The sequence below is a fragment of the Streptomyces sp. NBC_01775 genome (assembly GCF_035917675.1).
Lineage (GTDB): Bacteria > Actinomycetota > Actinomycetes > Streptomycetales > Streptomycetaceae > Streptomyces.
Genome location: NZ_CP109104.1, coordinates 2440544 through 2464869, shown reverse-complemented (window position 1 = coordinate 2464869; position 24326 = coordinate 2440544). Strand labels below are relative to the sequence as shown.

Here is a 24326-nt window from a genome sequence, read left to right as displayed (position 1 = left end):
CGGGTGACCCTCCCCGACAAGCGGACGGAACCGGACGAGCCGGTGTCCTCGGCCCATGAGACCGACGGAGCCGACGGAGCCGGCACACCGGAGGAGGCCGGATCGCGCGCCGTCACCGAAGCCGCGCTGTTCGAAGCCTTCGGCGGCGTCCGCGGCCTGGTCGAGACGACCGTGCCCGGCCTGGTGTTCATCGCGATGTACACGGTGAACAAGGACATCCACACCGCCGCGATCACCGCGCTGGTGATCTCCGGCGCGATGGTCGTCTTCCGGCTGCTGCGCAAGGACACCGTCAAGCACGCCTTCAGCGGGATCTTCGGGGTCGGCTTCGGCGTGCTCTTCGCGATGATGACGGGCAACGCGAAGGACTTCTACCTGCCCGGCATGCTCTACACACTGGGCCTGGCGCTGGCCTACCTCATCACGTCGATGGCGGGCGTACCGCTGCTCGGCCTGGTGCTGGGGCCGGTGTTCAAGGAGAACCTGTCCTGGCGCAAGCGGAACCCGGGGCGCAAGAAGGCGTACACGAAGGCGAGTTACGCCTGGGGCTTCATCCTGCTGGCCAAGTGCGCCGTCCTCTTCCCGCTCTACTTCTGGGGCAACACGGCGCAGTTCGGCTGGGTGACGGTCGCGCTGAAGATCCCGCCGTTCCTGCTCGCGGTCTACCTCACCTGGATCTTCCTGGCGAAGGCGCCGGCACCCATCAACGTCATCGCGGAGATCGAGGCCGAGGCGGAGGCCGCCAAGGCCGAGAAGGAGGCGGCGAAGGCCGCCACCGCCGAAGCCGGCGCCGCGGGCCGCCACCGCCGCTGAGAGCCCCCTCCCGCCCCCGCCCCCTGTCTTAGACCGACCGGCCCCGCACGGCGCGCCGTCTGCCCGCTTCCCGGGCAGGGTACGGAGGAGACGGGGGACCGGAGGCGAGGCGACATGGGGTGCGAGATGGAACGGACGGCGGAGCCCGGACGGCCCGAAGCCGACGGCCCGGGCGGGCGCCCGGCGATGCCGTACGCCTCCCGCAGGGCGGTGCTGGGCACGGCGCTGGCGGCGGTGACCCTCGCCGCGGCGGGCGCGGTCACCGGATGCGAGTCCTCCGGCAGCGGGAGTGGGAGCGGGAGCAGGGGAGACCAGGACCGTTCCCCGTTCACCGGGGGCAGCGAAAAGGGCGACCACGTACTGGCCGTGAAGATCGACAACGTCGACCCGGCCCGCCCGCAGACCGGTCTCGATCAGGCCGACCTCGTCTACACCGAGGAGGTCGAGGCGGGCCTCAGCCGCATCCTGGCCGTCTTCGCCTCCCGGGTGCCGGCCAGCGTCGGCCCGGTGCGCAGCGCCCGTGAGTCCGACCTGGAGCTGCTGCGGCAGTTCGGCAGGCCCGCGCTGGCCTTTTCCGGCGTCCAGTCGAAGCTGATGCCCACGCTGGAGGCCGCTCCGCTGCGGCTGGTGCCGCCCGGCAAGCTCGGCGACGGCTATGAGCGGGACCCGAGCCGCCCGGCCCCGCACAACCTCTATCTGCGGGCCCGCACCGCCGTGGACGCGGCGAAGGACGCCTCCGCACCGCGCGACATCGGGTTCCGCTTCGGCCCCGCGCCCGACGGCGGACGCCGCGTCGGCGAGCACAGTGTCCGCTATCCGGCGGCCCGCTTCTCGTTCAACTGGTCGGCGGACCGGCGCCGCTGGCTGGTCTCGATGGACGGAGCCCCCGCGCACGCACGCGGCGACGGGCGGCTCGCCCCGGCCACGGTCGTGGTCCAGTACGTGACGGCCCGCGCGTCCCGCTTCCGGGACAGCTCGGGCAGCGTCACGCCGTACACCGAGACCGTCGGCCAGGGGAGGGCACTGGTGCTGCGGGACGGCAAGGAGTACCGGGCGCGCTGGTCACGCCCCTCGGCGGACCGGGGCACCACCTTCACCGACAGCGAGGGACACCGGCTGCCCTTCGCGCGCGGCCAGGTGTGGACCGCGCTGGTACCGAAGGACTGAGGGCGCCGCCCCGCCCCGTCGCCTCCGCCCCGTCACCCCCTCGCCGAGAGCAGCTCCTCCAGCTGTTCCTCGCGCGCCGGGGCCGCCACGAACAGCAGTTCGTCACCGGCCTCCAGTACGTCGTCCGGGTCCGGCGTCAGCACGCGGTTGCCCCGGATGATGGTGACCAGCGACGTGTCCTCCGGCCAGCTCACATCGCCCACGCGGGTGCCCGCCAGCGTCGACTCCGGAGGCAGCGTCAGCTCGACGAGGTTCGCGTCACCCTGCGAGAACCGCATCAGCCGCACCAGATCGCCCACGCTGACCGCCTCCTCGACCAGCGCCGACATCAGGCGCGGGGTCGAGACGGCCACATCGACGCCCCAGGACTCGTTGAACAGCCATTCGTTCTTGGGGTTGTTGACCCGCGCCACCACGCGCGGCACGCCGTACTCGGTCTTGCCGAGCAGCGAGACGACGAGATTCACCTTGTCGTCCCCGGTGGCCGCGATCACCACGTTGCAGCGCTCCAGCGCCGCCTCGTCGAGCGAGGTGATCTCGCAGGCGTCGGCCAGCAGCCACTCCGCCTGCGGCACCCGCTCGACCGAAATGGCCGTCGGCGCCTTGTCGATGAGCAGCACCTCGTGCCCGTTCTCCAGCAGCTCGCCCGCGATGGAGCGGCCCACGGCGCCCGCACCGGCGATAGCAACCCTCACGAGCGTGCCTCCTCAGGCCCCACCGCGAACACTTCCTCCACGCGCGCGACCTCGTCGCAGCGCATCATCACATGCACCAGGTCGCCTTCTTGCAGGACTGTCCGCGACGTGGGCAATACCGCCTCGCCCAGCCGGGTGAGGTAGGCGATGCGCACGTCCGCCTCCTCCTGGAGACGGCTGACGCGCTCGCCGACCCACGAGGAGGAGATGTGCACCTCGGCAAGCTGCACCGAGCCGCTCGGGTCCCGCCACAGCGGCTCGGAGCCGGAGGGCAGCAGCCTGCGCAGCATCTGGTCGGCCGTCCAGCGCACGGTCGCCACGGTGGGGATGCCGAGCCGCTGGTAGACCTCGGCCCGTTTGGGGTCGTAGATGCGGGCCGCCACGTGTGCCGTGTCGAACATTTCGCGCGCCACCCGGGCAGCGATGATGTTGGAGTTGTCGCCACTGCTGACCGCGGCGAAGGCTCCCGCCTCCTCTATCCCGGCCTCGCGCAGGGTGTCCTGGTCGAAGCCGACGCCCGTGACACGGCGCCCGCCGAAGCCGGAGCCGAGACGCCGGAAGGCGGTGGGGTCCTGATCGATGACCGCCACCGTATGGCCTTGTCGCTCCAAGGTCTGCGCGAGCTCTGCTCCCACTCGCCCGCAGCCCATGATCACAATGTGCAACGCCCGTCCCTTCGTCCCGTACAAGCGGGCCGTCTCAGCATCGCATGACTGACCGCATACGATCCTCTGCGTGTCCAGGATGACCGACGTACCGAAACGACTCCTCCTCGGGAGGGCGCTGCGGAGCGACAAGCTCGGGGAGACCCTTCTCCCCAAGCGTGTCGCGCTGCCTGTCTTCGCCTCGGACCCGCTCTCCTCCGTGGCGTACGCGCCGGGCGAGGTACTGCTGGTCCTCTCGATCGCGGGAGTCTCCGCCTACCACTTCAGCCCGTGGATCGCGGTCGCCGTGGTGGTGCTGATGTTCACGGTGGTCGCCTCCTACCGGCAGAACGTCCGCGCCTACCCCAGCGGCGGCGGCGACTACGAGGTCGCCACCACCAACCTCGGCCGCAGGGCGGGCCTCACGGTCGCCAGCGCGCTGCTCGTCGACTACGTGCTGACCGTCGCCGTCTCCATCTCCTCGGGGGTGGAGAACCTCGGGTCGGCCATTCCGTTCGTCGTCGAGCACAAGACGCTGTGCGCCGTCGCCGTCATCGTGCTGTTGACGCTGATGAACCTGCGCGGGGTCCGCGAGTCGGGCAAGCTCTTCGCGATTCCCACCTACTGCTTCGTCGTGGGGGTCTTCGCGCTGCTGGTGTGGGGGGTGGTGCGCGGGGTCCTCCTGGGTGACGAGATGCGCGCGCCCACCGCCGATTACCACATCCACTCCGAGCAGTCGGGGCTGACCGGCTTCGCGCTGTCCTTCCTGCTGCTGCGGGCATTCTCCTCGGGCTGCGCGGCGCTCACCGGCGTCGAGGCGATCAGCAACGGGGTGCCCGCCTTCCGCAAGCCCAAGTCGCGCAACGCGGCGACCACCTTGGCGATGATGGGCGTGCTCGCGGTCACCATGTTCTGCGGCATCATCGCGCTCGCGCTCGTCACCGACGTGAAGATGGCCGAGAACCCGGCCAAGGACCTGCTGATCGACGGCAAGCCGGTGGGCTCCGGCTACACCCAGAACCCGGTCATCTCCCAGGTGGCGGCAGCGGTGTTCGGCGACGGCACGTTCCCGTTCATCTTCCTCTCCGCGGCGACGGCGCTGGTGCTGTTCCTGGCGGCCAACACCGCCTACAACGGCTTCCCGCTCCTCGGCTCGATCCTGGCCCAGGACCGCTATCTGCCCCGCCAGCTGCACACCCGCGGCGACCGGCTGGCCTTCTCCAACGGCATCGTGCTGCTGGCCGGCGCCGCCGCGATACTCGTGGTGGTCTACGGGGCCGACTCCACACGGCTGATCCAGCTGTACATCGTGGGCGTCTTCGTGTCCTTCACGCTCAGCCAGACCGGCATGGTCCGGCACTGGAACCGGCTGCTGGCCGACGAGACCGACGTGGCACGCCGCCGCCACATGATCCGTTCCCGGGCCATCAACACCTTCGGGGCCTTCTTCACCGGGCTGGTGCTCGTGGTGGTGCTGGTGACGAAGTTCACCCACGGTGCCTGGGTCTCCCTGGTGGGCATGGGCCTGTTCTACGCCGTGATGACCGCGATCCGCAGGCACTACGACGGGGTCTCCGAGGAACTGGCGTCCGACGACCCGGGCGGGACCAAGGTGCGTCCCTCGCGGGTGCATTCCTTCGTCCTCGTCTCCAAGATGCACAAGCCGACGCTGCGGGCCCTGCGCTACGCCCGACTGATGCGCTCGGACACCCTGGAGGCCGTCACCGTCAACGTCGACCAGGCCGAGACCGACCAGCTGCGCAGGGAGTGGGAGGAGAGCGGCATCGACATCCCGCTCACCATCCTCGACTCGCCCTACCGCGAGATCTCCCGGCCCGTCATCGACTACGTCAAGCGGCTGCGCAAGGAACAGCCGCGCGACCTGGTCAGCGTCTTCATCCCCGAATACGTGGTCGGCCGCTGGTACGAGCACCTGCTGCACAACCAGAGCGCACTGCGGCTCAAGGGCCGCCTGCTCTACACCCCCGGCGTCATGGTGACCTCCGTGCCCTATCAGCTGGAGTCCTCGGAGCTGGCCAGGAAGCGGGCCAGGCGTCGCGAGCAGTGGAACGCGCCGGGCTCGGTGCGCCGGGGTCCGGTGCTCTCGCCCCGCAAGGACGGGAAGAACGCCAAGGCGGGGTCCGGGCCGGGGTCCGGAGCACCCGGCAGCTCCCCGGGGGCGGACGGCTCTCCTGGCGCGGACGGCTCGACGGGTCTGACGCGGCAGCGGAAGAAGTAGCACGGGCCTTGCCTTCGGCGGCGGGGCGTCGGGTACGGGCTTCGGCCGTCGGCGAGGGCGTCGGGTACGGGCTTCGGACGGGGACAACCGGCGCGGGGTGGGGACGACCGGCGCGGGAAGTAGACTCGGCGGTTGCGGCTCGCAGCGGCTCCCGCCGCCGCGGCCCACGCCGCTCTCCGGGCCCGGCACGGGCCCGCGCCGCCCCCGTTCCTGGAGTCACTCCGCCATGCCCGAAGCCAGCGCGTCAGGACAGCTCGCCCCCTCCCTGGTGGGGGAGGAGTACGAGGTCGAGATCGGCCCCGTCGCGCACGGCGGCCACTGTGTCGCGCGTACGGAGGAGGGCCAGGTCCTCTTCGTCCGGCACACGCTGCCCGGCGAGCGGGTGGTGGCCCGTGTGACCGAGGGCCGCGCCGACTCCCGCTTCCTGCGGGCCGACGCCGTACAGGTGCTGGACCCCGCGAAGGACCGCATCGAGGCACCCTGCCCCTTCTCGGGCCCCGGGCGCTGCGGCGGCTGCGACTGGCAGCACGTCAAGCCGGGAGCGCAGCGCAGGCTCAAGGGCGACGTGCTCACCGAGCAGCTCAGCCGGCTGGCCGGGCTCACCCCCGAGGACGTCGCCTGGGACGGCACCGTCGAGCCCGCCCCCGGCGACAAGGTCGCCCCCGGCGAGGTGCCCGCCTGGCGCACCCGGGTGGGGTACGCCGTCGACACCGAGGGCCGCGCGGGACTGCGACGGCACCGCTCCCACGAGGTGGAGCCCGTCGACCGCTGCCTGATCGCCGCGCCGGGCGTCGAGGAACTGGGCATCGAGAGCCGGGAGTGGCCGCAGATCGCGTCCGTGGACGCGATCGCCGCCACCGGCTCCACCGACCGCCAGGTCATCCTCACCCCCCGCCCCGGCGGCCGGCTGCCCATCGTGGAGCTGGACCGCGAGGTGTCCGTCCTGCGCGTCGGGGAGAAGGACGGGGCCGTGCACCGCGTGCACGGTCGCGACTTCGTCCGCGAGCGGGCCGACGACCGCACCTGGCGCGTCGGCGAGGGCGGCTTCTGGCAGGTCCACCCCCGCGCCGCGGAGGTCCTGGTGGACGCCGTCATGCGCGGACTCACCCCGCGCAAGGGCGAGATGGCCCTCGACCTGTACTGCGGCGTGGGCCTGTTCGCGGGCGCGCTGGCGGACCGGATCGGGGAGAAGGGCGCGGTGCTGGGCATCGAGTCCGGCAAGCGCGCGGCGGCGGACGCCCGCAAGAACCTTGAGGACTTCCCGCGCGTACGGATCGAGCACGGCAAGGTCGAGCAGGTCCTGCCCCGCACCGGCATCACCGAGGCCGACCTCGTCGTCCTCGACCCGCCCAGGACCGGCGCGGGCAAGCGCATCGTGGAGTCCATCGCGGCACTGGGCCCCCGCCGCATCGCCTACGTGGCCTGCGACCCCGCGGCCCTGGCCCGCGATCTCACCTACTTCGCGGCCCAGGGCTACAAGCCCCGCTTCCTCCGCGCCTTCGACCTCTTCCCGATGACGCACCACATGGAGTGTGTGGCGATTCTGGAGCCGGTGAAGGAAGGCGCCTGAGCTGCGTTTTTTCTCGTAGGCATTGTGTGTGGTGTTGCGGTGTGGGCGTTACGGGCGATGTCTTGGCGCTGAAATGACGCTTTCGTAGCTGTCTTGACGCTCGTCCTGATGGGGTGTCAGGCAGCCTCTCGTGTGAGTAACGTTGGGTCGGATGCCACTTGCTGGCCGTCGGACTTCACCGTCTCTTGGCGTGAATTCCTGGGTCGTTGGCGGCGACCAGGCGCAGTAGGAGCGGGGTGCGTACGGGCTTTAGTTGCCGAGACAGGGCTTGAGGTCTGGCTCGAAGGCAGCGTGGGCGGCGCACAGGTGGGCTGTCGCCGGCAGGTCGGCCGCGGTGGCCGGACGGATCACGCCGCCCGGCCGTGCGGTGTCCTTCAGCATGCGCAGGAGATGCCCGAGCGCGGGGCGGCCAGGTCGTCGACAGGACGCTGCTCGGCACCGGTGGCGGAGTCGTAGGCGAAGCCCTCGCGTGCCCAGTACTCGAAGCCGCCGAGCATTTCCTTGACCTGGTAGCCGAGGCGGGCGAAGGCCAGCGCCGCGCGGGTCGCGCCGTTGCAGCCGGGGCCCCAGCAGTAGGTGACCACGGTCTGGGCCGGGTCGATCAGCTGCGGTGCCAGGTCGGCAATCTGTGCGGTGGGGATGTGGAGGGCGCCGGGGATGTGACCCTGGTCCCAGGCGGCATTGCTGCGGGTGTCGACCACCACGACGCCGGGTGAGCCGGATGCCAGATCGGCGTGGACGTCGGAGACATCCGCCTCGAAGGCGAGACGGGCGGCGTAGTGGGCGGCGGCCTCGGCCGGGGCGGCGGCGGGCACGCTCAGGACGGCACTGGTGATCGCGGCGGAAGCGGTGGCAGGCATGGGGAGTACCTCTTGTTCCTGCTGGTCGGGACGGGGTCCGGTGGGCCGTGCCGGGTATCCCCGGCCGACGACGTCTCCATCCTTTGATCCCTGGGCCCGCCCCACGAGTGGCGTAAATGCCTGAAGTCGCCAAGATTCCGCCAGTCGTACGGAGTGACCCTTACGGGTGCGCGGGGACGCGGGTGAACGTCTTGCGGTAGGCCGTCGGCGTCGTACGCATCTGGCGGGTGAAGTGGTGCCGGTACGTCGCGGTGCTGTCGAAGCCGACCGCGGCGGCGACCTCGTCCACGGTGCCCTCGCCGGACTCGAGCAGCGGCAGGCTGACAGCCACCCGCTGAGTGATGACCCAGCGCATGGGGCTCACGCCGTTGCGGCGGGTGAAGTGCCTCAAGTACGAGCGTTCCGACATGCACGCAGCCCGGGCCAGGGCGGGCACGGACAGAGGTGTGTGCAGATGACGCAGCGCCCAGTTCATGCTCTGCGTGACGCCGTCGTCCTCGGGGCCGATCTCTCCCACCGCCGCCTCGATGAACTGGGCCTGCCCGCCCTCGCGGTGCGGCGGAACGACGAAGCGGCGCGCCACCGCGTTGGCGACGGCCGCACCGTGATCAGCCCGGACCAGGTAGAGGCACAGGTCGATACCGGCCGCGCTGCCCGCGCTGGTGAAGACATCGCCGTTGTCGACGTACAGCACGTCGGGGTCGACCTCGATCCCGGGATGCCGTTCGGCAAGCGCGCGGGCATAGCGCCAGTGGGTGGTGGCGCGCCGGCCCTCCAGCAGGCCGGTCGCGGCCAGCACGAACGCCCCCGAGCAGATCGAGACCAGGCGCGCCCCCCGCGCATGGGCCCGCAGCAGCGCCTCCACCAGGGCGGGCGAGACCTCCGCCCCGGCTTTGGCCACCCCCGGCACGATCAGCGTGTCCGCCGCGGCCAGCGCATCGAGCCCGTGCTCGGCGCGCAGCGTGAACCCGCCGACCGCCCGCAGATCCCGGCCGGGTTCCTCGGCGCATACCCGCAGCTCGTACCAGGGCAGGTCTCCCAGCTCAGGCCGGGACAGGCCGAAGACCTCCGCCACCACGCCCAGCTCGAAGGGTGCCATTCCGTCGAAGGCCAGTACAGCCACCACATGCGTCTTCGTCATGGCCGCATTTTAATAATCACCAAGATCCAGCCATGGCGGGCGCGGGCGGCGCGATGAGGTGACTGGGCGGGGGGCGGGGCCAGGGCCCAGCCGGGGCCGTTACGGGGTGGGGATCTGGTCGATGGTGGAGCAGGAACCGGGTGCCGCCGGGAACTCTGCCGGATTGCGCGCTAATGAATGGTCACGGGGAGGGTTGCTTGTTCCGTCAGGGGCGTGTCTCGAAAGTGCCTGGTGAGGATGGCGGAGAGCCATTTGTGATCCAGAATGATCGGATGGTCACGCTTGAGACTCCCCGTTTGATCCTGCGTCGCTGGCGCGAGGAAGACATTGCGCCCATGGCTGCCGTCAATGCAGACCCCGAGGTCATGCGGTGGATCCGTGACGGCAGCGTCCGTGACGAACAGCAGACTCGCGGCGGGGTCCAGGCATGGGAGAGCGAGTGGGAGGGACAGGGCTTCGGCCTGTTCGCCGTGGAGATCCGGTCCACTGGCGAACTGGCCGGTTTCACCGGCCTTTCGGTGCCCGACTTCTTGCCGGAGGTACTGCCGGCGGTTGAGGTCGGCTGGCGGCTGGGACGTTCCCACTGGGGGCAGGGCTTGGCCACCGAGGCCGCTACGGCCGCTGTACGGTTCGGGTTCGAAGAGCGAGGGCTGGAGCGGATCGTCAGCATCACTCAAGTGGGCAACGACGCCTCCGAACGGATCATGACCAAACTGGGGATGCATCCGGTCCGTGAGACCGTCAATCCCACCGGCGGTCGGCGAGTACGGGTGTTCGAGTTGTCGTCGGACCAGTACGTCACAACCACTCGTTGATGGCGGCAACGAGGACGGCAGCCTCGTAGCGGACCGCGAGTTTGTCGTACCTGGTGGTCCCACGCTTCGATGTCTCTTGAGGCGACTGCTGCCGTACTCGACCGCGTGCCGGGCCTTGTGGTTCTGGGTCGAACTTCGGTGGCCGACCCCCGCTGAACCCGCGCTTCTCGCGGTTCCAGGCCTGGTCGGCCTTGTCCGGAATGGTGCAGCGGATACCGCGCCGCCGCAGGTAGGCGCGGTTCTTGCGGGACGCGTACGCCTTGTCCGCCCGCACCCGTCGCGGGCGCACGCGGGGCCTGCCGCACCCCAGTCGGGGCACCCGGATGCGGCCCAGCACGACCTCGAACTGCGGAGAATCCCCGCGCTGCCCGGCCGTGATCACGTTGGACATGGGATTCTGCCTCTGTTCGAAGGCCAGGTGCAGCTTGGTGGTAAGACCGTCGCGGAAGCGTCCTAGCCCGTGGTCGTCTGGCTCGCAGGCGACACCGCCAGGCGGTTTCTGTTGGAACTCCCCTTTTTACGCGCACCGGCGGCGTGCTGGTGGGCGCGCACGACCATGGAGTCTACGTTGAGGTCCCAGGTGATCAGCTCCTTGGCATCCGCCAAGGCCTGCACCGCGGTGAAGATCCGATGCCAGATGCCGTCCCGCTGCCATCGGCGGAACAGGTCCTGCACCCGACCCCAGGGTCCGTACTCGGCGGGCATGTCCCGCCACGGAACACCGGTGCGGTCCCGGAACCGTAGGCCGTCGATCAGCTGTCGCCGGGCCCACGTCAGCGGGCGGCCGGGCTTCTTGCCCTTCGGCAACAACGGTTCCAGCACCGCCCATTGCTCGTCCGTCAGATCTCCACGTGCCAGGAACCAAGATCATAGCCCGACCAAGATCTACTTTCGATGCACGCCTTGGCGGACGCCAGGCAGCATCCGCGTACGGGGCGCATATAGCTTCTGGTTATATCGGGCCCCCGGCGGACCCCGGAGCCCCCTAACCCTCCCCAGGCCCCCGAAGACGCCACGCCGGTATCAAGTCCTGGAGAAGTGGCCGAAGTTGCGCCTCGGCTCGGCGATGGGCCCGCGCTCCAAGCTCGCCTCGCCCGACGTGCCACCGGCTGCTCGCGGACGAAGGGCGCGAGGTACAGAGTTCCTTCGAAGCCGCGTGAAACGCGGACTTCCCGCTGAGCGCGGACCTCCTCCGTCTCGCCGACAGCCTCGCAGCCACCCGGTGGTCGAACGCACTGCCCGGAGCCCGATCCAGAGGCATTTCCCGGCCCGTCCTGAGACCGGGCTGAAGTCGGGCCCGGCCGGTCGGCCTGTTGCTACGTGGACGCTCAGGCATGCCGGGCTCTGCCGTTGGGGGTTCAGGGTCGGCCGCATGCGCGGCGGGTTCGGCGCAGGGCCGCTCACGGATAGGGCCCCTGGCCTCGGGCGCGGCCCAGGAGAGCGCGCTACCGGCAGAACCCGTTGCCCGCTGTCGAGCCCCGTGAGAGCATCAAGATTCAACGGTCCGTCGCCTTTCGTTTGCGTATTCGCAATGCAAATTAGGGAGTGCGGGCCATCGCCATGTCCACGGTTTTGAGCAGTCCACCAAGATCTGCAAATGACAGGTACCGTTTGATGTGCACAACAGGGCTAACAGAAGCCTGCATCGAGGATGCGAGCAACATCTTGGTTGCGCCTTCGATGTTGCAAGATAATGACTTGATCGGGGACTTCTTCGGGTCCACAATCACGCCAGAGGACCTTGCTTCTGGTTCGCCCAACCTTGCGCAGAAGACCGTCTACCTGTGTGGCGATATATCCGGGATCAGCGACCGCCAACTGCATGCGGCTGCCCGGGTATTTGTTATCCGGGAGCTATCACACGGTTACCACGAGGGCGTCGACAAACCTCGGACTCTCGTCGGCCTCGGCCGAGTTCCCGTCCGCGTACATGGCGTCGGCGTGTACTATCGCCGCTTTTTCGGACTCGGCGCCGATCATTTCGGACGGATCAGTGCGGAGCACGCGTTCCAGTCCCTGACTGAGTCCACCAAGCCGGGAACAGCTCATCGCAGCGGAATCTACCTGACGCCCGTCACGCGAAACGGTGACGAACTACATTTCCGCTTGCTCCGGTGCTCCACAAATCTCTCGGGGCCGACCGAGAACTTTCGCCCGACCGACACGCGCATCGTCGAGGCTCTGAACCGCGAGGCCGCCGCTGTCTTCCGGAACCAGGCACCACTAAATCACGTCCTCGCTCAGATCTACCACAACACCTTTGCCACGGCCGAGCGCAAGCAGTCCAAGGCCAAGATCTCGGCCCATGCCGACAAGACCAAGGACATGCCCGTCAATGGCATCATGGCCTTCTGCACCTTCTATGACCGGCTCGACAAGCTGCAGCCCCTGGCCGAAGACGTCTTCGACTACGGTGTGAAGGGTGCCAGCGGGCTGACCAAACTCCACTTTCGCCTCAAGGGGCCGGCCGAGGAACGCGACGGGGTCGCGCTCCCCCCGCAGTTCACGGTGACTCTCTATCCCGGCTCCGTGTTCTTCATGCCGCTGTCCACCAACCGCCTGTATACGCACGAAATCCGGCCCTCAACGTTGGACGCCGAGTTGCTCCCGACCCGCCTGGGATACGTGGTGCGCTGTTCGAGCGCCGAAGCCCTTCACAAGAACGGCCACACGTTCCTCAAAGTGGCCGGAGATTTGGTGAAGCTGGGGCCACCCACACCGGCCGGCATGAATGAGCTGCGCAGGCTGTACGCCGAGGAGAACAGGACCTCGTCCTTCATCGATTACGGCGACGAATTTCTCTTCAGTATGAACACGGGAGATTACGTTGACCCCCGAGTCTAGGATCTCGGATGAGATCCTCTCGTGCGCTTTGCCAACTGAGAAGAATCTCTTTGCGGAGCTGTCCGCGTCGGCTCGTCTGGAAGACGTAGGAAAAGGCCGGCGAGGCGCCGCGCTTACCAAGATCGACGAGGCGGGTGGTGTGCCTCTCGTACGTACTACCACTCGATACAGCAGCCCGACGCAGCGTTTCCGGGCGGTGCACGAACGGCTGGCGCAACAGATTCAAGAACGTGCGGCGCTTTCGGTCGGCTTCAACAACGCTCTCATCGAGAGCTACACGAACGCTTACACAACCATGGGCAGCCATTCGGACCAAGCCCTCGATCTGGCCAACGAATCGTTTATTGCCGTCTTCTCCTGCTACCAACACCCCGAAGCGAGCCCGCCCAGGAAGCTGATCTTCGAATCAAAGGAGTCAGGTGGCGAGAAGTTCGAGATCCCCCTCGCCCACAACAGTATCGTCGCGTTTTCTGTCGACTCGAATCGGCGACTCAGGCACAGGATCGTACTGGACGCGCCGGTCCAAGCGGCGGACAACCAATGGTTGGGTGTAACCTTTCGAACGTCAAAGACCTTCGTTCGGTTTCGCGAAGGACGTGTATACCTCCCGCAGGGTACGCGCCTCATGTCGGCCGATGAGGAGCAGAGGCGCGAGTTTTACCGACTACGGCGCCGTGAGAACAATGAAACGGACTTCATTTACCCCCTGCTGACGTACACCATCAGCGAGAGCGATCTGATGCCGCCCGGCTGACCTTGAGGGCTTTTGAATAACCATCCATGGTCATGCAACTCCAGGCAGAGCCAGTATCAGACATTGCCATCTGGGCTGCAGCGATGGCGATGCGTGGTGGGGCCAGGCGGGCGTCAGCCGACCAGATCAGGAAGTGTCGGAGTCTTCTGCTTGGTAGTGGCGGTGTCGGGTGACCCATCGATCGCAGCGGGCTTGCGTTCGGTCGGTCAGGAGGACGCCGCGACTGTGGAGATGGCCGAGGAATGCCTCGGGGGCAGGGGCGGCTTGGACATGGGACTCCTTGGCTGTCGTACGCGCTGGTTGTCGTACGGGAATTCTTGTGGACTGGGCGGGCGCGGCCGGAGGCCTGGCCCCGTCCTTCTCGGGACGGGGCGAGCCTGCGGCAGCTCGGCGAGCGACTGGGCTGGGACTACTCCCTGTTCGGCTAGATGGAGAAGGGGAAGACGCTCGGCAGCCCCGAGGTCGTCCAGGCCCTCGACACGTACTACAGGACACCGGGCCTGCTGCTCGTCCTGTGGGAGATCGCCGCCGGGGACCACACCCAGTTCCGCGAGCGGTACCGGCGTTACATGGCGCTGGAGTCGGAAGCGGTGAGCCTGTGGCACTTCGCCGTGAGTGTGCTGCCGGGGTTGTTGCAGACCCCCGCCTACGCGCGGGAGGTGCTCGCTGCGGGCGGCCTCCGGGGGAAGGAACTGGACCAGCAGGGCGAAGCTCGGATGGGACGGCGGGAGTTGTTGGACGGGGACGACGCGCCTCCGTTCCGGACGATCCTCTCCGAGGCGGTGTGAGGACACCGTTGCGGGACAAGAAGGAGTGGAGCGAACAGCTGCAACACCTGTTGGATGCTACGGAGCGGGCCAACGTGGCGGTGCACGTGCTTCCGCAAACCGCGGGGATGCACGGTCTGATGAGCACCGACACGTGGTACTTGCTCCTTCCCGAGGGCAGAACCGTCGCGTATATCGAGAACGGGTACCGGGGCGAACTCATCGAGGATTCCGGCCCGGTTGTGCGTTTCCAGAAGGCGTACTCTGCGGTGCGCGACCTCGCGCTCCCCCGGACGGAGTCGCGCGAACTCATCTTGCGGATGTTGGAGGAAGCGACATGCGATCCATCGACCTGAGCGCTGTCACATGGCGCAAAAGCTCTCACAGCAATCAGGACGGTGGTGCGTGTGTCGAGGTGGCTGACGGTTTCGCCACCGTCGTCCCGGTAAGGGACAGCAAGGCGACGCACGGCCCCATGCTGGTGTTCCCGGCCGACGGCTGGTCGGCCTTCGTCACGGCCGTGCGGGACGGACAGTTGAGCGCCTGAACCTCAGTGGAACGTCGCGGCCTCGCGAGCGGAGTACACCGCTCGCGAGGCCGTCGTCCGTGTGGCGGGCGGACGCCCGCTACTGCGCGCCGATCGAGTTCAGCACGTTCAGGCGGGCCGCTCGGCGGGCCGGCCATACCGCTGCCAGGACTCCGATCACCAGGCCCAGCAGGAGGAACAGGCCCAGGCGGGCCCAGGGCAGGACCGTTTCGTACGTGGCCAGGGAGGAGCCGGTGAGGCTGCCGCAGGACCAGGCCAGGAAGATGCCGGTGGCGACGCCCAGGACCGCGCCGAACAGGGAGATCACCACGGACTCCAGGCGCACCATCTTCTTGACGCCCCTGTCGTCGAGGCCGATCGCGCGCAGCAGGCCGATCTCGCGGGTGCGCTCGAAGACCGACATGGCCAGGGTGTTGATGACGCCGAGGACCGCGATGACGACGGCCATGCCGAGCAGCCCGTACATCATGTTGAGCATCATGCCGATCTCGCCGGACTCTGCCTTGGTGAGCTGCTCCTGGTTCCGTACCTGGAGGAGCGGGCTGTTGCCGAGGGCCTTGCGGATGCCCTGGTCGACGACGCCCGGATTCGCGTCGGGTGCGGCCTTGACCAGGATGTTGTCGAGCTTCTTGGCCTCGGCGTACGGCAGGACGTCGGGCATGGTGCCGATGGCGTCCTCGACGGCGCGGGTGCGGTCGTAGACGCCGACGACGGTCAGCTTCTTCTTGGCGTCGTCGTCGAGGCCCAGCGTTGCCCGGAAGGTGTCGCCCGTCGACAGGCCGGTCGTCTTGGCCAGTTCGTCGGAGAGCGCGATCTTTCCGGGGCCGATGGCGTCGAGCGAGCCGCTGCTGAAGTCCAGGTCGGAGACCTTGCCGAGCTGTCGCGGGTCCGCTCCGGTGAGCAGGGCGAACTCACCTCGTGCCGTCAGCCCCGAGGAGGCGACGGGTGCCGAGTTCGCCACGTCCGGGACCTTGGCGACCTTTGCGCCCAGTGCGGGGTCGATGCCGCCGTAACCGGCGTTGGACACCTTGTAGTCCGCGGTCAGGCCGCGTACCGCCTCCTGCTTGAGGGCGGCCTCCGTGGAGTTGCCGGCCACGGTCATGCCCGTGATCAGGGTGAGCCCGATCATCAGGGCCGAGGCGGTGGCGGCGGTGCGGCGCGGGTTGCGCAGCGCGTTCTCCTTGGCGAGCTTGCCGCTGACGCCGAAGAGCCGGGTGGTGAGTACGCCCGCCAAGGAGACCAGCGGACGGGACAGGAGCGGTGCCAGCACGATCATGCCGGTGAGCGTGAGCACGGCGCCCAGCATGGCGATCATGATGTTTTTCTCGGCGCCGTCCTTCTGCGTGGAGATGTACAACATGATCAGGATGCCCGGGCCCGCGAGGACGCCGCCGATGCTGTTGCGGAGCACCATGCCGCGCTTCGGCGGTGCCTGGTCGACGCTGCTCAGCGCCTCGACCGGGGCGATTTTCGCCGCCTTACGGGACGGCAGCCACGCGGCGAACACGGTCACGCCGACGCCCACCACGACGGACCAGACGAGTGCGCTCGTGGAGATCACCAGGGGGCCGCCCGGCAGGCCCGCGCCGCTCGCGTTCAGCAGCGGTCGCAGGGCGGTCGCGATGCCCAGCCCCAGCGCGAAACCGGCCGTCGAGGCGCCGAGTCCGAGGAGCCCCGCCTCGATGAGGACCGCGCGGACGACCTGGCGGCGCGAGGCCCCCACGGCGCGCAGCAGCGCTGTCTCCCGGCTGCGCTGGGCGATCAGCATGGTGAAGGTGTTGGCGATGATGAAGACGCCGACGAACAGCGCGATCGCGGCGAAGGCCAGGAGAATCCGGGTGAGGCCCTTGGTGCTGTCGGCGATCTGCTTCGCCTGCTCGTCCGCGAGCTTGGCGCCGCTGGTCACCGTCATGCCCTCGGTGGGCAGCAGCTCGCGGATCTCGCGGGTGAGCTTCTCGTTGTCGGTGCCGGGCTTCGAGTCGACGGTCAGCTCGTCGAACTGGCCCGGCTGTAGGAAGAGCCGCTGTGCGGTCCCGGTGTCGAGGAGCGCGAGGCTGCCGCCCGCGGTGACGCGCGGGTCATCGGTGTCGACGGTGCCCACCAGCTTCTTGGTGAGGGCCGGGCCGTCGGTGGCGAAGCGGACGGTGTCGCCGATGGCGTAGCCGGCCTTCTCGGCTGTACGGCGGTCCAGGGCGATCTCGCCGCCGGTGGCGGGGCCGCGTCCCGAAGCCAGCGGGAACTGGCTGTCCCCTCCGCCCCGCTGCTTGTCCGGTGCGTAGTTGAGTGCCAGGTTCTGCCAACTGTTGTCGGCGTTCAGCGGCTTGCCGTCCTTGGCGGCCAGGGTGGCGGTGCCGTTGACGGTGGCGCGTACGGACGTGACGCCGGGCAGCGTACGGACCTTGTCGGCCAGGTCACCGGTGAGCGTTGTGGACCGGCCGCCGTCGTCCGCGCCGGCGGGGCCCTCGGACTCCTCCGACTCGGCCTGTACGGATACGGCCACGTCCTTCAGGTTCTTGGCCGAGGCTCCGCGAAGGGCCGAGGCGACGCTGTCGCCGAAGACGAGCGTGCCGGAGACGAAGGCGACGCCGAGCATGACCGCGAGGGCCGTCATGATCAACCGGGCTTTGTGCGCGAAGACGTTGCGCAGGGCTGTACGCAGCATGGGGGTCCCACTCCAGGGATGCGTGATGGATGTCGTGCGGGTGGAGAGTGGCGGCCTGTCAGCTCGTACGGCTCTGCGCCTCGAAGCGCCTCATCCGGTCCAGTACGCCCTCGGGGGTCGGTGAGAGCAGCTCGTCGATGAGCCGGCCGTCGGCCAGGAAGACCACGCGGTCGGCGTAGGCGGCGGCCACCGGGTCGTGGGTGACCATCACGACGGTCTGGCCCAACTCCCGTACGGAGTCCCGCAGGAAGCTCAGGATCTCGGCGCCGGAGCGCGAGTCCAGGTTGCCGGTCGGCTCGTCGGCGAAGACGATCTCCGGCCGGGACGCGAGGGCGCGGGCCACGGCGACGCGCTGCTGCTGGCCGCCGGAGAGCTGCGACGGACGGTGGTTCAGCCGTCCGGAGAGGCCGACGATCGCCACGATCGTGTCCAGCCACCGCTGGTCCGGTTTACGGCCCGCGATGGCCATCGGCAGCGTGATGTTCTCCAGCGCCGTCAGCGTGGGCAGCAGGTTGAACGCCTGGAAGACGAAGCCGACGCTGTCCCGGCGCAGCCGGGTGAGCTGCCGGTCCTTCAGCCCTGTCAGCTCGGTGTCCCCGATGCGCGCGGAGCCCGCGGAGACCGAGTCGAGGCCCGCCATGCAGTGCATCAGCGTCGACTTGCCCGAACCGGACGGGCCCATGATCGCGGTGAACCGGCCGCGTGCGAACTCCACCGAGACCGAGTCCAGGGCGATGACCCGGGTCTCGCTCTCGCCGTAGACCTTGCTCAGCCCGGTGGCGCGGGCGGCGGCGGAACCCGCGGGGGAGTGGGCGGGCGCGGGGGCGGCTGCCTGCATCGACATGGCTGCTCCAGAGATACGGGGACGAGGGGGATGAGAACGTGCGACTGCCTCTCATCCTTGTCGCCCCGTACTCCCGGATCCTCGGCCTCGGGAGGTGGATCCGGCACCTGTCGAAGGTCGGTCGACGGCGCGTGTGTAATCCTCCGGGCGGACGCCCCGTCTCTGCCGAACGGCAGAGTGCGGGCTCAGGTCAGCAGTCCCGCCCGGTGTGCCAGCACCGCCGCCTGGACCCGGCTGTCCGTGCCCGTCTTCTCCAGGATGGCGCTGACGTGGGTCTTCACCGTGCCGATGCCGATGCCCAGTTGACGGCCGATGTCGACGTTGGCCAGGCCCCGGCCCAGCAGTACGAGGACGTCGCGCTCCCGGCCGGTGAGCGCCGCCAGTTGCTGTCCCGGGCCGGAGTCCGGCGCCGGGCCGCCCGCCTTCTCGGCCTCCGCCGTACCGGAACCGGTAGCGGCACTGCCGCCCGCGCCGCCGCCCAGCATGCGCGCGATGACCGTGCCGGTGACGCCGGGGGAGAGGACCGCGTCGCCCGTCGCGGCGGCCCGCACTGCGCTGATCAGCTCCTGCGGGCCCTCGTCCTTGAGGAGAAAGCCGGTGGCGCCGGACCGCAGGGCGTGCGTCACGTTCTCCTCGTCGCCGAACGTGGTGAGCATGACGACCTGCGGCGGGGGCCGGAGCGCGAGGAGCCGTTCGATCGCGGCGAGCCCGTCGAGCACGGGCATGCGGACGTCGATCAGTGCCACGTCGGGACGGGTCTCGGTGGCGACGCGTACCGCCTCCTCGCCGTTCGCCGCCTCCCCGACGACCTCGATGCCCTCCGCGTGGCGGAGGATCAGCCGGACGCCGGTGCGGATCATCTCCTCGTCGTCGGCGAGGAGGACCCGGACCGGGCGGTCGTCGGAAGAAGCGGGCAGCTCAGTCAAGGGGACTCCCACGGTGGCGTCTGCGACACCACCGGCACGGTGAAACGATCGATCGCGGTCAGCTTGTCGGCCCGGAAACAGTACCGGGTGATCAAGAGCTTGCCGGGGCCGTCCTCGGCGTACGGGTCGGCGTCCTCGCGTCGCGGCTCGGGCGACCCGGTGGGCCGCTTGCCCTCGCCCTCGGTCAGCGGTACGAAGTCCTCGGACGACACCGTCGGATACATGCAGCTCGTCACGGACTTCGGGCGGGACGGCTCGTGGCCGGTCGCCGCCGCGCGTGCCGTGGCGTCTTCCCACTCCCCGGCTTCCTCCACCTGGTCGCGGGTCATCCCGACCCGGGGTTCCGGGGCCTCGGGCGGTTCGGACTGCGGCGCGGCCTCGGTGACGAGGAGGAGGCCGAGCGTCATCATCACGCCCACGCCCGCCAGCCCGAGGAGCCCGGTGACAGCGCTCACGAACCGGCGCCCGACACCGCCGAACCGGCGGCTGGAGCCCCGTCCCGAGGCCGGGTCCGGCCCGGTGGGCGAGTCGGGCGCCGGGGCCTCCGTACTCGCGAGGATCGCTCCCGGATCCGGCTGCGCCGGGATGCGCGCCGTCACGGCGAAGCCTCCGGCCGGAGTCGGCTCCGCCTCCAGGGTGCCGCCGAGCAGCGTCACCCGCTCCCGCAGCCCGACGAGGCCGCGCCCGGAGCCGAGCCCCGTCGCCGCCTCCGGGGCCACGGACGGACGCCCGTTGCGTACGAGCACGTCCACCCGGTCGTCGGTGTGCGTGACCACCACGCCGACGTGCGCCCCGGCGGCGTACCGGTGCACGTTGGTCAGGGACTCGCGCACCACGCGGTGCACCGCGCGTCGCACCTGGGCCGGGCGGTCGCCCAGGTCGGGCCCGTTCCAGGTGAGGTCGACCGGTATGCCAACCCTGCGCGACTCCTCGGCCAGCGCCTCGACATCGGACCGGGTGCCCGTGGTGCCGGTCAGGGCTCCCGTGCCGGTGTCCTGCCCCAACGGGCCCAGGACGCCGAGCACTTCGCGCAGCTCCCGCATCGCGTCCCCGGTGGCACGGCGGACCAGGGCCGCCTCGTCGCGCAGCTCGGGCGACTCCTTTTGCAGCGCCATCTCCAGGCCGCCCGTATGCAGCGAGATCAGACTGAGCCGGTGGCCGACCAGATCGTGCATCTCGGCGGCGATACGGGACCGCTCATGGATCCGGGACTCGCTGTCAGCGAGCCGGCGGGCCGTCTCCGCTGCGGCGGCCCGTTCCTGGAGGGCACGCAGCAGCCGGTCCTGCTGTCCGCCGGAGGTGCCGACGAGCCCCGGCACGACCAGCGTGGTGGCAGCGAGCACGGCCCCGAGCGTCAGCCCGAAGGCATGGCCGCCGAACCCGGTGACGGGGGCGAAGACGGCGCAGGCCAGCACGGTCAGGACGGCCGAGGCGAGCAACGCGGTGTTACGCCGCCGGGGGGCCGCCAGCTGTCTGGCCGAGGTGTGCGCGATCACGGCGGCCGGCAGCCCGGCGGCGGGAAGCACACCCAGGAGCGCCGACACGCCCAGCAGGCTCGTGACGGGGTGGCGACGGCGGACGGCGAGCAGGGCGAGGACGGCGGCACCGAGAAGGAACAGCAGCCAGCCGGGATACGCGTCGCCCAGTTCCTGGAGGCCCAGGTGGGAGAGGGCCACCACCAACCCGGCGGCGGTCACTTCCGCGAACGCGCGCCACAGCCCCCGGCCCTGTGCACCAGGGGCCGCAAAAGGGCTTCGGGGGGCGGCGGAGGCGGGAGAGCCGGAGGTGGTTGCCATCGGTCAATTGTCAGGGCGGCGATGCGCGTACGACACGACCTGGGGAGGAGACGTAGCTCTGCCGGATGGGGGAGCGGCCAGGCGGAACCCTGCCTCCGGCTCAACCGAGAAGACCGGGACGTACACCGGGCCTTTGCCACAGTGCTGACGCACGGCACGACCGGCCACAGTCCGGGCGAGGTCGTTGAGGGAACCGGCCACGGGCTTCTGGAGCTTCAAGACCTTCGCTCACGGGTGCTGTCCTCCCCCGTCCGGCTGGGGCACCGTGATGGCCAGGAGGGCGGTGTCGTCCTCCACGCCCGCGCCGAGGGATTCCAGCAGGTTTTTCAGGGTGGTCACCAAGGAGCGGGCGGTGGTGGGGGAGAGGGAGTGGGACAGCTCCAGCAGGGCCTCGTCGCCGTAGCGTTCGCCTTCCAGGGCGGTGCGGGCCTCGGTGAGGCCGTCGGTGTACAGCAGCAGGGTGTCGCCGGGGGCCAGTTGCACGGTGGTGGTGGCGATGTCGGCGGCCGGCAGGGCGCCGACCATCTGTCCGCCCGGGGTGGGCAGGAAATCGGCGCTGCCGTCCGCGCGCATGAGGACCGCCGGCGGGTGTCCGCCGCTGGCCAGCGCGACGCGGAAGCCGCCCCGGTCGTCGGGGGTGAGCCGGCCGAAGAGGACGGTGCAAAACCGCGGGTCGGCACCGTCCGGGTCGGCGCTGTGCGGGTCGACGCTGTCGGCCTCGCGGTTCAGCACGGTGTTGAGGTGGCCGAGCACGGCGGCCGGGTCGGGTTCGTAGACGGCGGTCGCGCGCAGGGTGTAGCGGACCAGGGAGGTGATGGCGGCTGCGCCCGCGCCCTTGCCCCGTACGTCGCCGAGGAACAGCCCCCAGGTTCCGGCGGCCAGCGGGAACAGGTCGTAGAAGTCTCCGCCGACCTCGTCGACGGAGGCGACGTGGTAGTACGCGGAGACGTCCAGGCCGGGCACATTTTCCAGCACGGGCGGCATGAGCGTCTTCTGGAGCGTGGTGGCCAGGCGCTGGAGGCGTTCGCGTTCCCGGTCGGCTTCTTGCCGGGCGCGCAGCAGCTCGGTCTCGTAGGCGCGCCGGTCACGTGCGTCGAGGACGGTGGTGCGGATCAGCAGCGGCTCCCCCTCGTCGCTCTTCTGGAGAGTGGCGGTCACCAGAACCGGCAGCCGGCTGCCGTCCGCGGCCTCCAGCTCCAGCGCGATACTGCTGATTTCTCCCTGCATCCGCAGCAACGGGGCGAAGTGGGTCTCGTGGTAGAGCTTGCCGCCGACGGTGAGCAGGTCGGCGAAGCGTCTGCGGCCGAGCAGATCCTCGCGGCGGTAGCCGAGCCAGCTCAGCAGGGTGTGGTTGACCTTCGCGATCCGTCCGTCCAGCAGGGTGGAGAGATAGCCGCAGGGTGCGTTCTCGTACAGGTCCTCGGCGCTCTCCTCCAGCAGCGAGGAGAAGCGTGCACGCTCGTTGTCCGCCCCGCTTTCCGCCGCCCCGCTTTCCGTGCCGGGCTCGCGATCCCGGCCGTCGCCGGCCCCACACATCACCCGGCCGCTCCGGACCCGGCCGCTCCGGACCCGGCCACTTCGGCGGCGAACTCCGCGATCGCCGCCGCGGTGGCCTCGGGGGCGCTGAGCTGGGGGCAGTGCCCGGTGGCAGGCAGAGTGACCAGCGTGCTGCCCTGGATCCGCGAGTGCACGAAGTCCCCCACCTCGCGGGGGGCGATCGCGTCCTGGGCGCTCTGCGCTACGAGGGCCGGGACCCGGACGCCTTCGAGGTCGGCCCGGTTGTCGGACAAGAAGGTGACGCGGGCGAAGACGCGGGCGATGTCCGGGTCGGTGCGGCAGAAGCTGTTGGTCAGCTCTTCTCCCAGTTCGGGGCGGTCCGGGTTGCCCATGATGACCGGCGCCATCGTCTTCGACCAGCCCAGGTAGTTGGACTCCAGCGACTCCAGCAACTCGTCGATGTCCGGCGCGCTGAACCCGCCCCGGTAGCCGGTGGCGGGGTCGTCGATGTAGCACGGTGACGGGGTGAGCAGGACCAGCCCGGCGAAGCACTCCGGCTCCCGCGCGGCTGCCAGCACGCCCATCATCGCGCTCACCGAGTGGCCGACGAACACCACAGGCCCCATGTCCAGCTCGTGGCACAGCTCCAGTACGTCCTCGGTGTAGCCCTCCAGGGTGCTGTAGCGCTCCTCGCTCCAGGCCGACAGGTCCGACCGCCCGGCCCCCACGTGGTCGAAGAGCACCACGCGGAAATCCGGCTCCAGCGTCGGTACCACCAGACGCCACATGTTCTGGTCGCACCCGAAGCCGTGCGACAGCATCACCACCGGACCGTCGGCACGCCCGGTCACCGTCACATGATTCCGGTCTCGCCTGTCTTGAATATCCACATTGCTCATTTTGCACCCTACTCAGCGATCATCGTCGACACCTGAAGGTCACTCAAATGTGAATTGACATGACCTATTCAGAACGATGCGGAGCCGCCAAGCTGGGACCGCCTCGCAAACCCCCGCGGGGTGTCCCGGCCACCTCATACCGGAGGTCTCCATGCGCCGTCGCTTCGCCGTTCCCCTCGCCGCCGCCGCTCTGGCGCTGCCCGCGGCGCTCGTTCCCGCCAGTTCGGCCTCGGCGGCCCCCGCCGACAAACCGCAGGTCCTCAGCTCCTGGACGCAGACCAGCGCCACGAGCTACAACGCCTGGAACAACGCCCGGCAAAACCAGGGGCAGTGGGCGGCCTACGGCTTCGACTGGTCGACGGACTACTGCAGTTCCTCGCCCGACAACCCCTTCGGCTTCCCCTTCCAGACCGCTTGCGCCCGCCATGACTTCGGCTATCGCAACTACAAGGCGGCCGGCGCCTTCCCGGCGAACAAGGCCCGCATCGACTCCGCCTTCTACGAGGACCTCAAGCGCGTCTGCAACAACTACTCCGGGGCCACCAAGACCGCCTGCAATTCGACCGCGTGGACGTACTACCACGCGGTCGACATCTTCGGCCTCAAGGGAGCGGACGAGGCTGCCTGACAGGAGCCGTCTGATGGAGACCGTCTGATGGAGACCCCGTCTGATGGAGGGTGCCTTACCGAGGCCGCCTGACGTGTGGCTGTCTCCGGTGGCGGTCCCGTCGCGTGGGTGCCGGGCGTGCTGCACGCCCGGCAGCCGGCTGTTCAGCAGGCGGGCCTTGCGGATGCGGCTCTCCTTCGCCCCGGGGCCCTCGGGGTCCTCGTGGTCGACGGACCGGA

At 69.5% G+C, this 24326-nt stretch carries 22 protein-coding genes and 1 pseudogene; 10 read left to right on the top strand and 13 right to left on the bottom strand.

Features of this window, described 5'->3' with window-relative positions; translation table 11 throughout:
• Nucleotides 1-3 precede the first annotated feature (3 nt).
• Nucleotides 4-813, top strand: a complete 810-nt coding sequence (locus OHB04_RS11135) for a DUF3159 domain-containing protein (RefSeq protein WP_405805861.1) — start codon at nt 4-6, stop codon at nt 811-813.
• Between the two features lie 126 nt (nt 814-939).
• Nucleotides 940-1980, top strand: coding sequence for a DUF3048 domain-containing protein (locus OHB04_RS11130; protein WP_326807387.1), 1041 nt, complete (start codon nt 940-942; stop codon nt 1978-1980).
• A gap of 32 nt (nt 1981-2012) precedes the next feature.
• Here the strand turns inward: OHB04_RS11130 and OHB04_RS11125 are convergent, their stop codons facing one another.
• Both OHB04_RS11125 and OHB04_RS11120 read right to left on the bottom strand, forming a co-directional pair.
• The gene (locus OHB04_RS11125) at nt 2013-2675 is read right to left on the bottom strand and encodes a potassium channel family protein (RefSeq protein ID WP_326687514.1); all 663 of its coding nucleotides are present in this window, start codon (nt 2673-2675) and stop codon (nt 2013-2015) included.
• Nucleotides 2672-3340 carry a potassium channel family protein gene (locus OHB04_RS11120; protein WP_326687513.1) on the bottom strand — a complete coding sequence of 223 codons (669 nt, stop codon included), beginning with the start codon at nt 3338-3340 and terminating at the stop codon, nt 2672-2674. Before OHB04_RS11120 ends, OHB04_RS11125 begins: the two co-directional genes overlap by 4 nt.
• A 70-nt stretch (nt 3341-3410) precedes the next feature.
• Here OHB04_RS11120 and OHB04_RS11115 point away from each other — a divergent pair, with 70 nt between their 5' ends.
• Nucleotides 3411-5558 carry an APC family permease gene (locus tag OHB04_RS11115; RefSeq protein ID WP_326687512.1) on the top strand — a complete coding sequence of 716 codons (2148 nt, stop codon included), beginning with the start codon at nt 3411-3413 and terminating at the stop codon, nt 5556-5558.
• A gap of 226 nt (nt 5559-5784) precedes the next feature.
• Nucleotides 5785-7128, top strand: coding sequence for a class I SAM-dependent RNA methyltransferase (locus OHB04_RS11110; protein ID WP_326687511.1), 1344 nt, complete (start codon nt 5785-5787; stop codon nt 7126-7128).
• 249 nt (nt 7129-7377) lie between these two features.
• On the opposite strand, the gene OHB04_RS11105 is transcribed toward OHB04_RS11110, so the two are convergent.
• The 3 genes from OHB04_RS11105 to OHB04_RS11095 all read right to left on the bottom strand — a co-directional run bounded on the left by OHB04_RS11105 (nt 7378) and on the right by OHB04_RS11095 (nt 9129).
• On the bottom strand, nt 7378-7509 hold the full coding sequence (locus OHB04_RS11105; protein ID WP_326687510.1) for a hypothetical protein: 132 nt from the start codon (nt 7507-7509) through the stop codon (nt 7378-7380).
• Complete coding sequence (locus OHB04_RS11100) at nt 7503-7988, bottom strand: rhodanese-like domain-containing protein (protein WP_326687509.1); 486 nt, start codon at nt 7986-7988, stop codon at nt 7503-7505. Before OHB04_RS11100 ends, OHB04_RS11105 begins: the two co-directional genes overlap by 7 nt.
• Before the next feature lie 160 nt (nt 7989-8148).
• On the bottom strand, nt 8149-9129 hold the full coding sequence (locus tag OHB04_RS11095; protein WP_326687508.1) for a helix-turn-helix domain-containing protein: 981 nt from the start codon (nt 9127-9129) through the stop codon (nt 8149-8151).
• Nucleotides 9130-9401: 272 nt separating this feature from the next.
• On the opposite strand from OHB04_RS11095, the gene OHB04_RS11090 reads away from it, so the two are divergent.
• Entirely contained in the window at nt 9402-9944 is a 543-nt protein-coding gene (locus OHB04_RS11090) for a GNAT family N-acetyltransferase (RefSeq protein WP_326687507.1), read from the top strand.
• On the opposite strand, the gene OHB04_RS11085 is transcribed toward OHB04_RS11090, so the two are convergent.
• Complete coding sequence (locus tag OHB04_RS11085; protein ID WP_326809429.1) at nt 9928-10362, bottom strand: transposase; 435 nt, start codon at nt 10360-10362, stop codon at nt 9928-9930. The two genes, OHB04_RS11090 and OHB04_RS11085, sit on opposite strands and share 17 nt — an antisense overlap.
• Nucleotides 10363-10397: 35 nt before the next feature.
• Nucleotides 10398-10766: a transposase gene (locus OHB04_RS11080; RefSeq protein ID WP_326807386.1), complete on the bottom strand. Its 369-nt coding sequence runs from the start codon at nt 10764-10766 to the stop codon at nt 10398-10400.
• 792 nt (nt 10767-11558) lie between these two features.
• On the opposite strand from OHB04_RS11080, the gene OHB04_RS11075 reads away from it, so the two are divergent.
• The 4 genes and pseudogenes from OHB04_RS11075 to OHB04_RS11060 all read left to right on the top strand — a co-directional run bounded on the left by OHB04_RS11075 (nt 11559) and on the right by OHB04_RS11060 (nt 14856).
• A complete protein-coding gene (locus OHB04_RS11075) occupies nt 11559-12788 on the top strand; it encodes a hypothetical protein (RefSeq protein ID WP_326687505.1) in 1230 nt (409 codons plus the stop codon).
• Complete coding sequence (locus tag OHB04_RS11070) at nt 12772-13542, top strand: alpha-ketoglutarate-dependent dioxygenase AlkB (RefSeq protein ID WP_326807385.1); 771 nt, start codon at nt 12772-12774, stop codon at nt 13540-13542. The genes OHB04_RS11075 and OHB04_RS11070 overlap by 17 nt, the downstream gene beginning before the upstream one ends.
• Nucleotides 13543-13859: 317 nt before the next feature.
• Nucleotides 13860-14665 (top strand): annotated as a pseudogene (locus OHB04_RS11065) (DUF5753 domain-containing protein).
• The gene (locus OHB04_RS11060) at nt 14647-14856 is read left to right on the top strand and encodes a DUF397 domain-containing protein (RefSeq protein WP_326687503.1); all 210 of its coding nucleotides are present in this window, start codon (nt 14647-14649) and stop codon (nt 14854-14856) included. Before OHB04_RS11065 ends, OHB04_RS11060 begins: the two are co-directional and overlap by 19 nt.
• A gap of 79 nt (nt 14857-14935) precedes the next feature.
• Here the strand turns inward: OHB04_RS11060 and OHB04_RS11055 are convergent, their stop codons facing one another.
• The 6 genes from OHB04_RS11055 to OHB04_RS11030 all read right to left on the bottom strand — a co-directional run bounded on the left by OHB04_RS11055 (nt 14936) and on the right by OHB04_RS11030 (nt 23480).
• Nucleotides 14936-17518: an ABC transporter permease gene (locus OHB04_RS11055; RefSeq protein WP_326807384.1), complete on the bottom strand. Its 2583-nt coding sequence runs from the start codon at nt 17516-17518 to the stop codon at nt 14936-14938.
• Between the two features lie 58 nt (nt 17519-17576).
• Nucleotides 17577-18362, bottom strand: coding sequence for an ABC transporter ATP-binding protein (locus tag OHB04_RS11050; protein WP_326807383.1), 786 nt, complete (start codon nt 18360-18362; stop codon nt 17577-17579).
• Nucleotides 18363-18547: 185 nt separating this feature from the next.
• On the bottom strand, nt 18548-19222 hold the full coding sequence (locus OHB04_RS11045) for a response regulator (protein WP_405807560.1): 675 nt from the start codon (nt 19220-19222) through the stop codon (nt 18548-18550).
• 62 nt (nt 19223-19284) lie between these two features.
• The gene (locus OHB04_RS11040) at nt 19285-21084 is read right to left on the bottom strand and encodes a sensor histidine kinase (protein ID WP_326807382.1); all 1800 of its coding nucleotides are present in this window, start codon (nt 21082-21084) and stop codon (nt 19285-19287) included.
• A 228-nt stretch (nt 21085-21312) separates the two neighbouring features.
• Nucleotides 21313-22620, bottom strand: a complete 1308-nt coding sequence (locus tag OHB04_RS11035) for a PP2C family protein-serine/threonine phosphatase (RefSeq protein WP_326687498.1) — start codon at nt 22618-22620, stop codon at nt 21313-21315.
• Nucleotides 22620-23480, bottom strand: coding sequence for an alpha/beta fold hydrolase (locus tag OHB04_RS11030; RefSeq protein WP_326687497.1), 861 nt, complete (start codon nt 23478-23480; stop codon nt 22620-22622). Before OHB04_RS11030 ends, OHB04_RS11035 begins: the two co-directional genes overlap by 1 nt.
• Before the next feature lie 151 nt (nt 23481-23631).
• Between OHB04_RS11030 and OHB04_RS11025 the strand changes: the two genes are divergently transcribed.
• Nucleotides 23632-24108: a phospholipase gene (locus OHB04_RS11025; protein ID WP_326687496.1), complete on the top strand. Its 477-nt coding sequence runs from the start codon at nt 23632-23634 to the stop codon at nt 24106-24108.
• Nucleotides 24109-24326: the final 218 nt, after the last annotated feature.

What these genes read in the sequence shown, in the direction of transcription:
- OHB04_RS11130 (WP_326807387.1), top strand. Translation starts at nt 940, where the DNA reads ATGGAACGGACGGCGGAGCCCGGACGGCCCGAAGCCGACGGCCCGGGC.
- OHB04_RS11060 (WP_326687503.1), top strand. Translation starts at nt 14,647, where the DNA reads ATGCGATCCATCGACCTGAGCGCTGTCACATGGCGCAAAAGCTCTCAC.
- OHB04_RS11045 (WP_405807560.1), bottom strand. Translation starts at nt 19,222, where the DNA reads ATGATCCGCACCGGCGTCCGGCTGATCCTCCGCCACGCGGAGGGCATC.
- OHB04_RS11035 (WP_326687498.1), bottom strand. Translation starts at nt 22,620, where the DNA reads ATGTGTGGGGCCGGCGACGGCCGGGATCGCGAGCCCGGCACGGAAAGC.
- OHB04_RS11040 (WP_326807382.1), bottom strand. Translation starts at nt 21,084, where the DNA reads ATGGCAACCACCTCCGGCTCTCCCGCCTCCGCCGCCCCCCGAAGCCCT.
- OHB04_RS11025 (WP_326687496.1), top strand. Translation starts at nt 23,632, where the DNA reads ATGCGCCGTCGCTTCGCCGTTCCCCTCGCCGCCGCCGCTCTGGCGCTG.
- OHB04_RS11095 (WP_326687508.1), bottom strand. Translation starts at nt 9,129, where the DNA reads ATGACGAAGACGCATGTGGTGGCTGTACTGGCCTTCGACGGAATGGCA.
- OHB04_RS11100 (WP_326687509.1), bottom strand. Translation starts at nt 7,988, where the DNA reads ATGCCTGCCACCGCTTCCGCCGCGATCACCAGTGCCGTCCTGAGCGTG.
- OHB04_RS11105 (WP_326687510.1), bottom strand. Translation starts at nt 7,509, where the DNA reads ATGCTGAAGGACACCGCACGGCCGGGCGGCGTGATCCGTCCGGCCACC.
- OHB04_RS11050 (WP_326807383.1), bottom strand. Translation starts at nt 18,362, where the DNA reads ATGTCGATGCAGGCAGCCGCCCCCGCGCCCGCCCACTCCCCCGCGGGT.
- OHB04_RS11090 (WP_326687507.1), top strand. Translation starts at nt 9,402, where the DNA reads ATGGTCACGCTTGAGACTCCCCGTTTGATCCTGCGTCGCTGGCGCGAG.
- OHB04_RS11030 (WP_326687497.1), bottom strand. Translation starts at nt 23,480, where the DNA reads ATGAGCAATGTGGATATTCAAGACAGGCGAGACCGGAATCATGTGACG.
- OHB04_RS11075 (WP_326687505.1), top strand. Translation starts at nt 11,559, where the DNA reads ATGTGCACAACAGGGCTAACAGAAGCCTGCATCGAGGATGCGAGCAAC.
- OHB04_RS11055 (WP_326807384.1), bottom strand. Translation starts at nt 17,518, where the DNA reads ATGCTGCGTACAGCCCTGCGCAACGTCTTCGCGCACAAAGCCCGGTTG.
- OHB04_RS11110 (WP_326687511.1), top strand. Translation starts at nt 5,785, where the DNA reads ATGCCCGAAGCCAGCGCGTCAGGACAGCTCGCCCCCTCCCTGGTGGGG.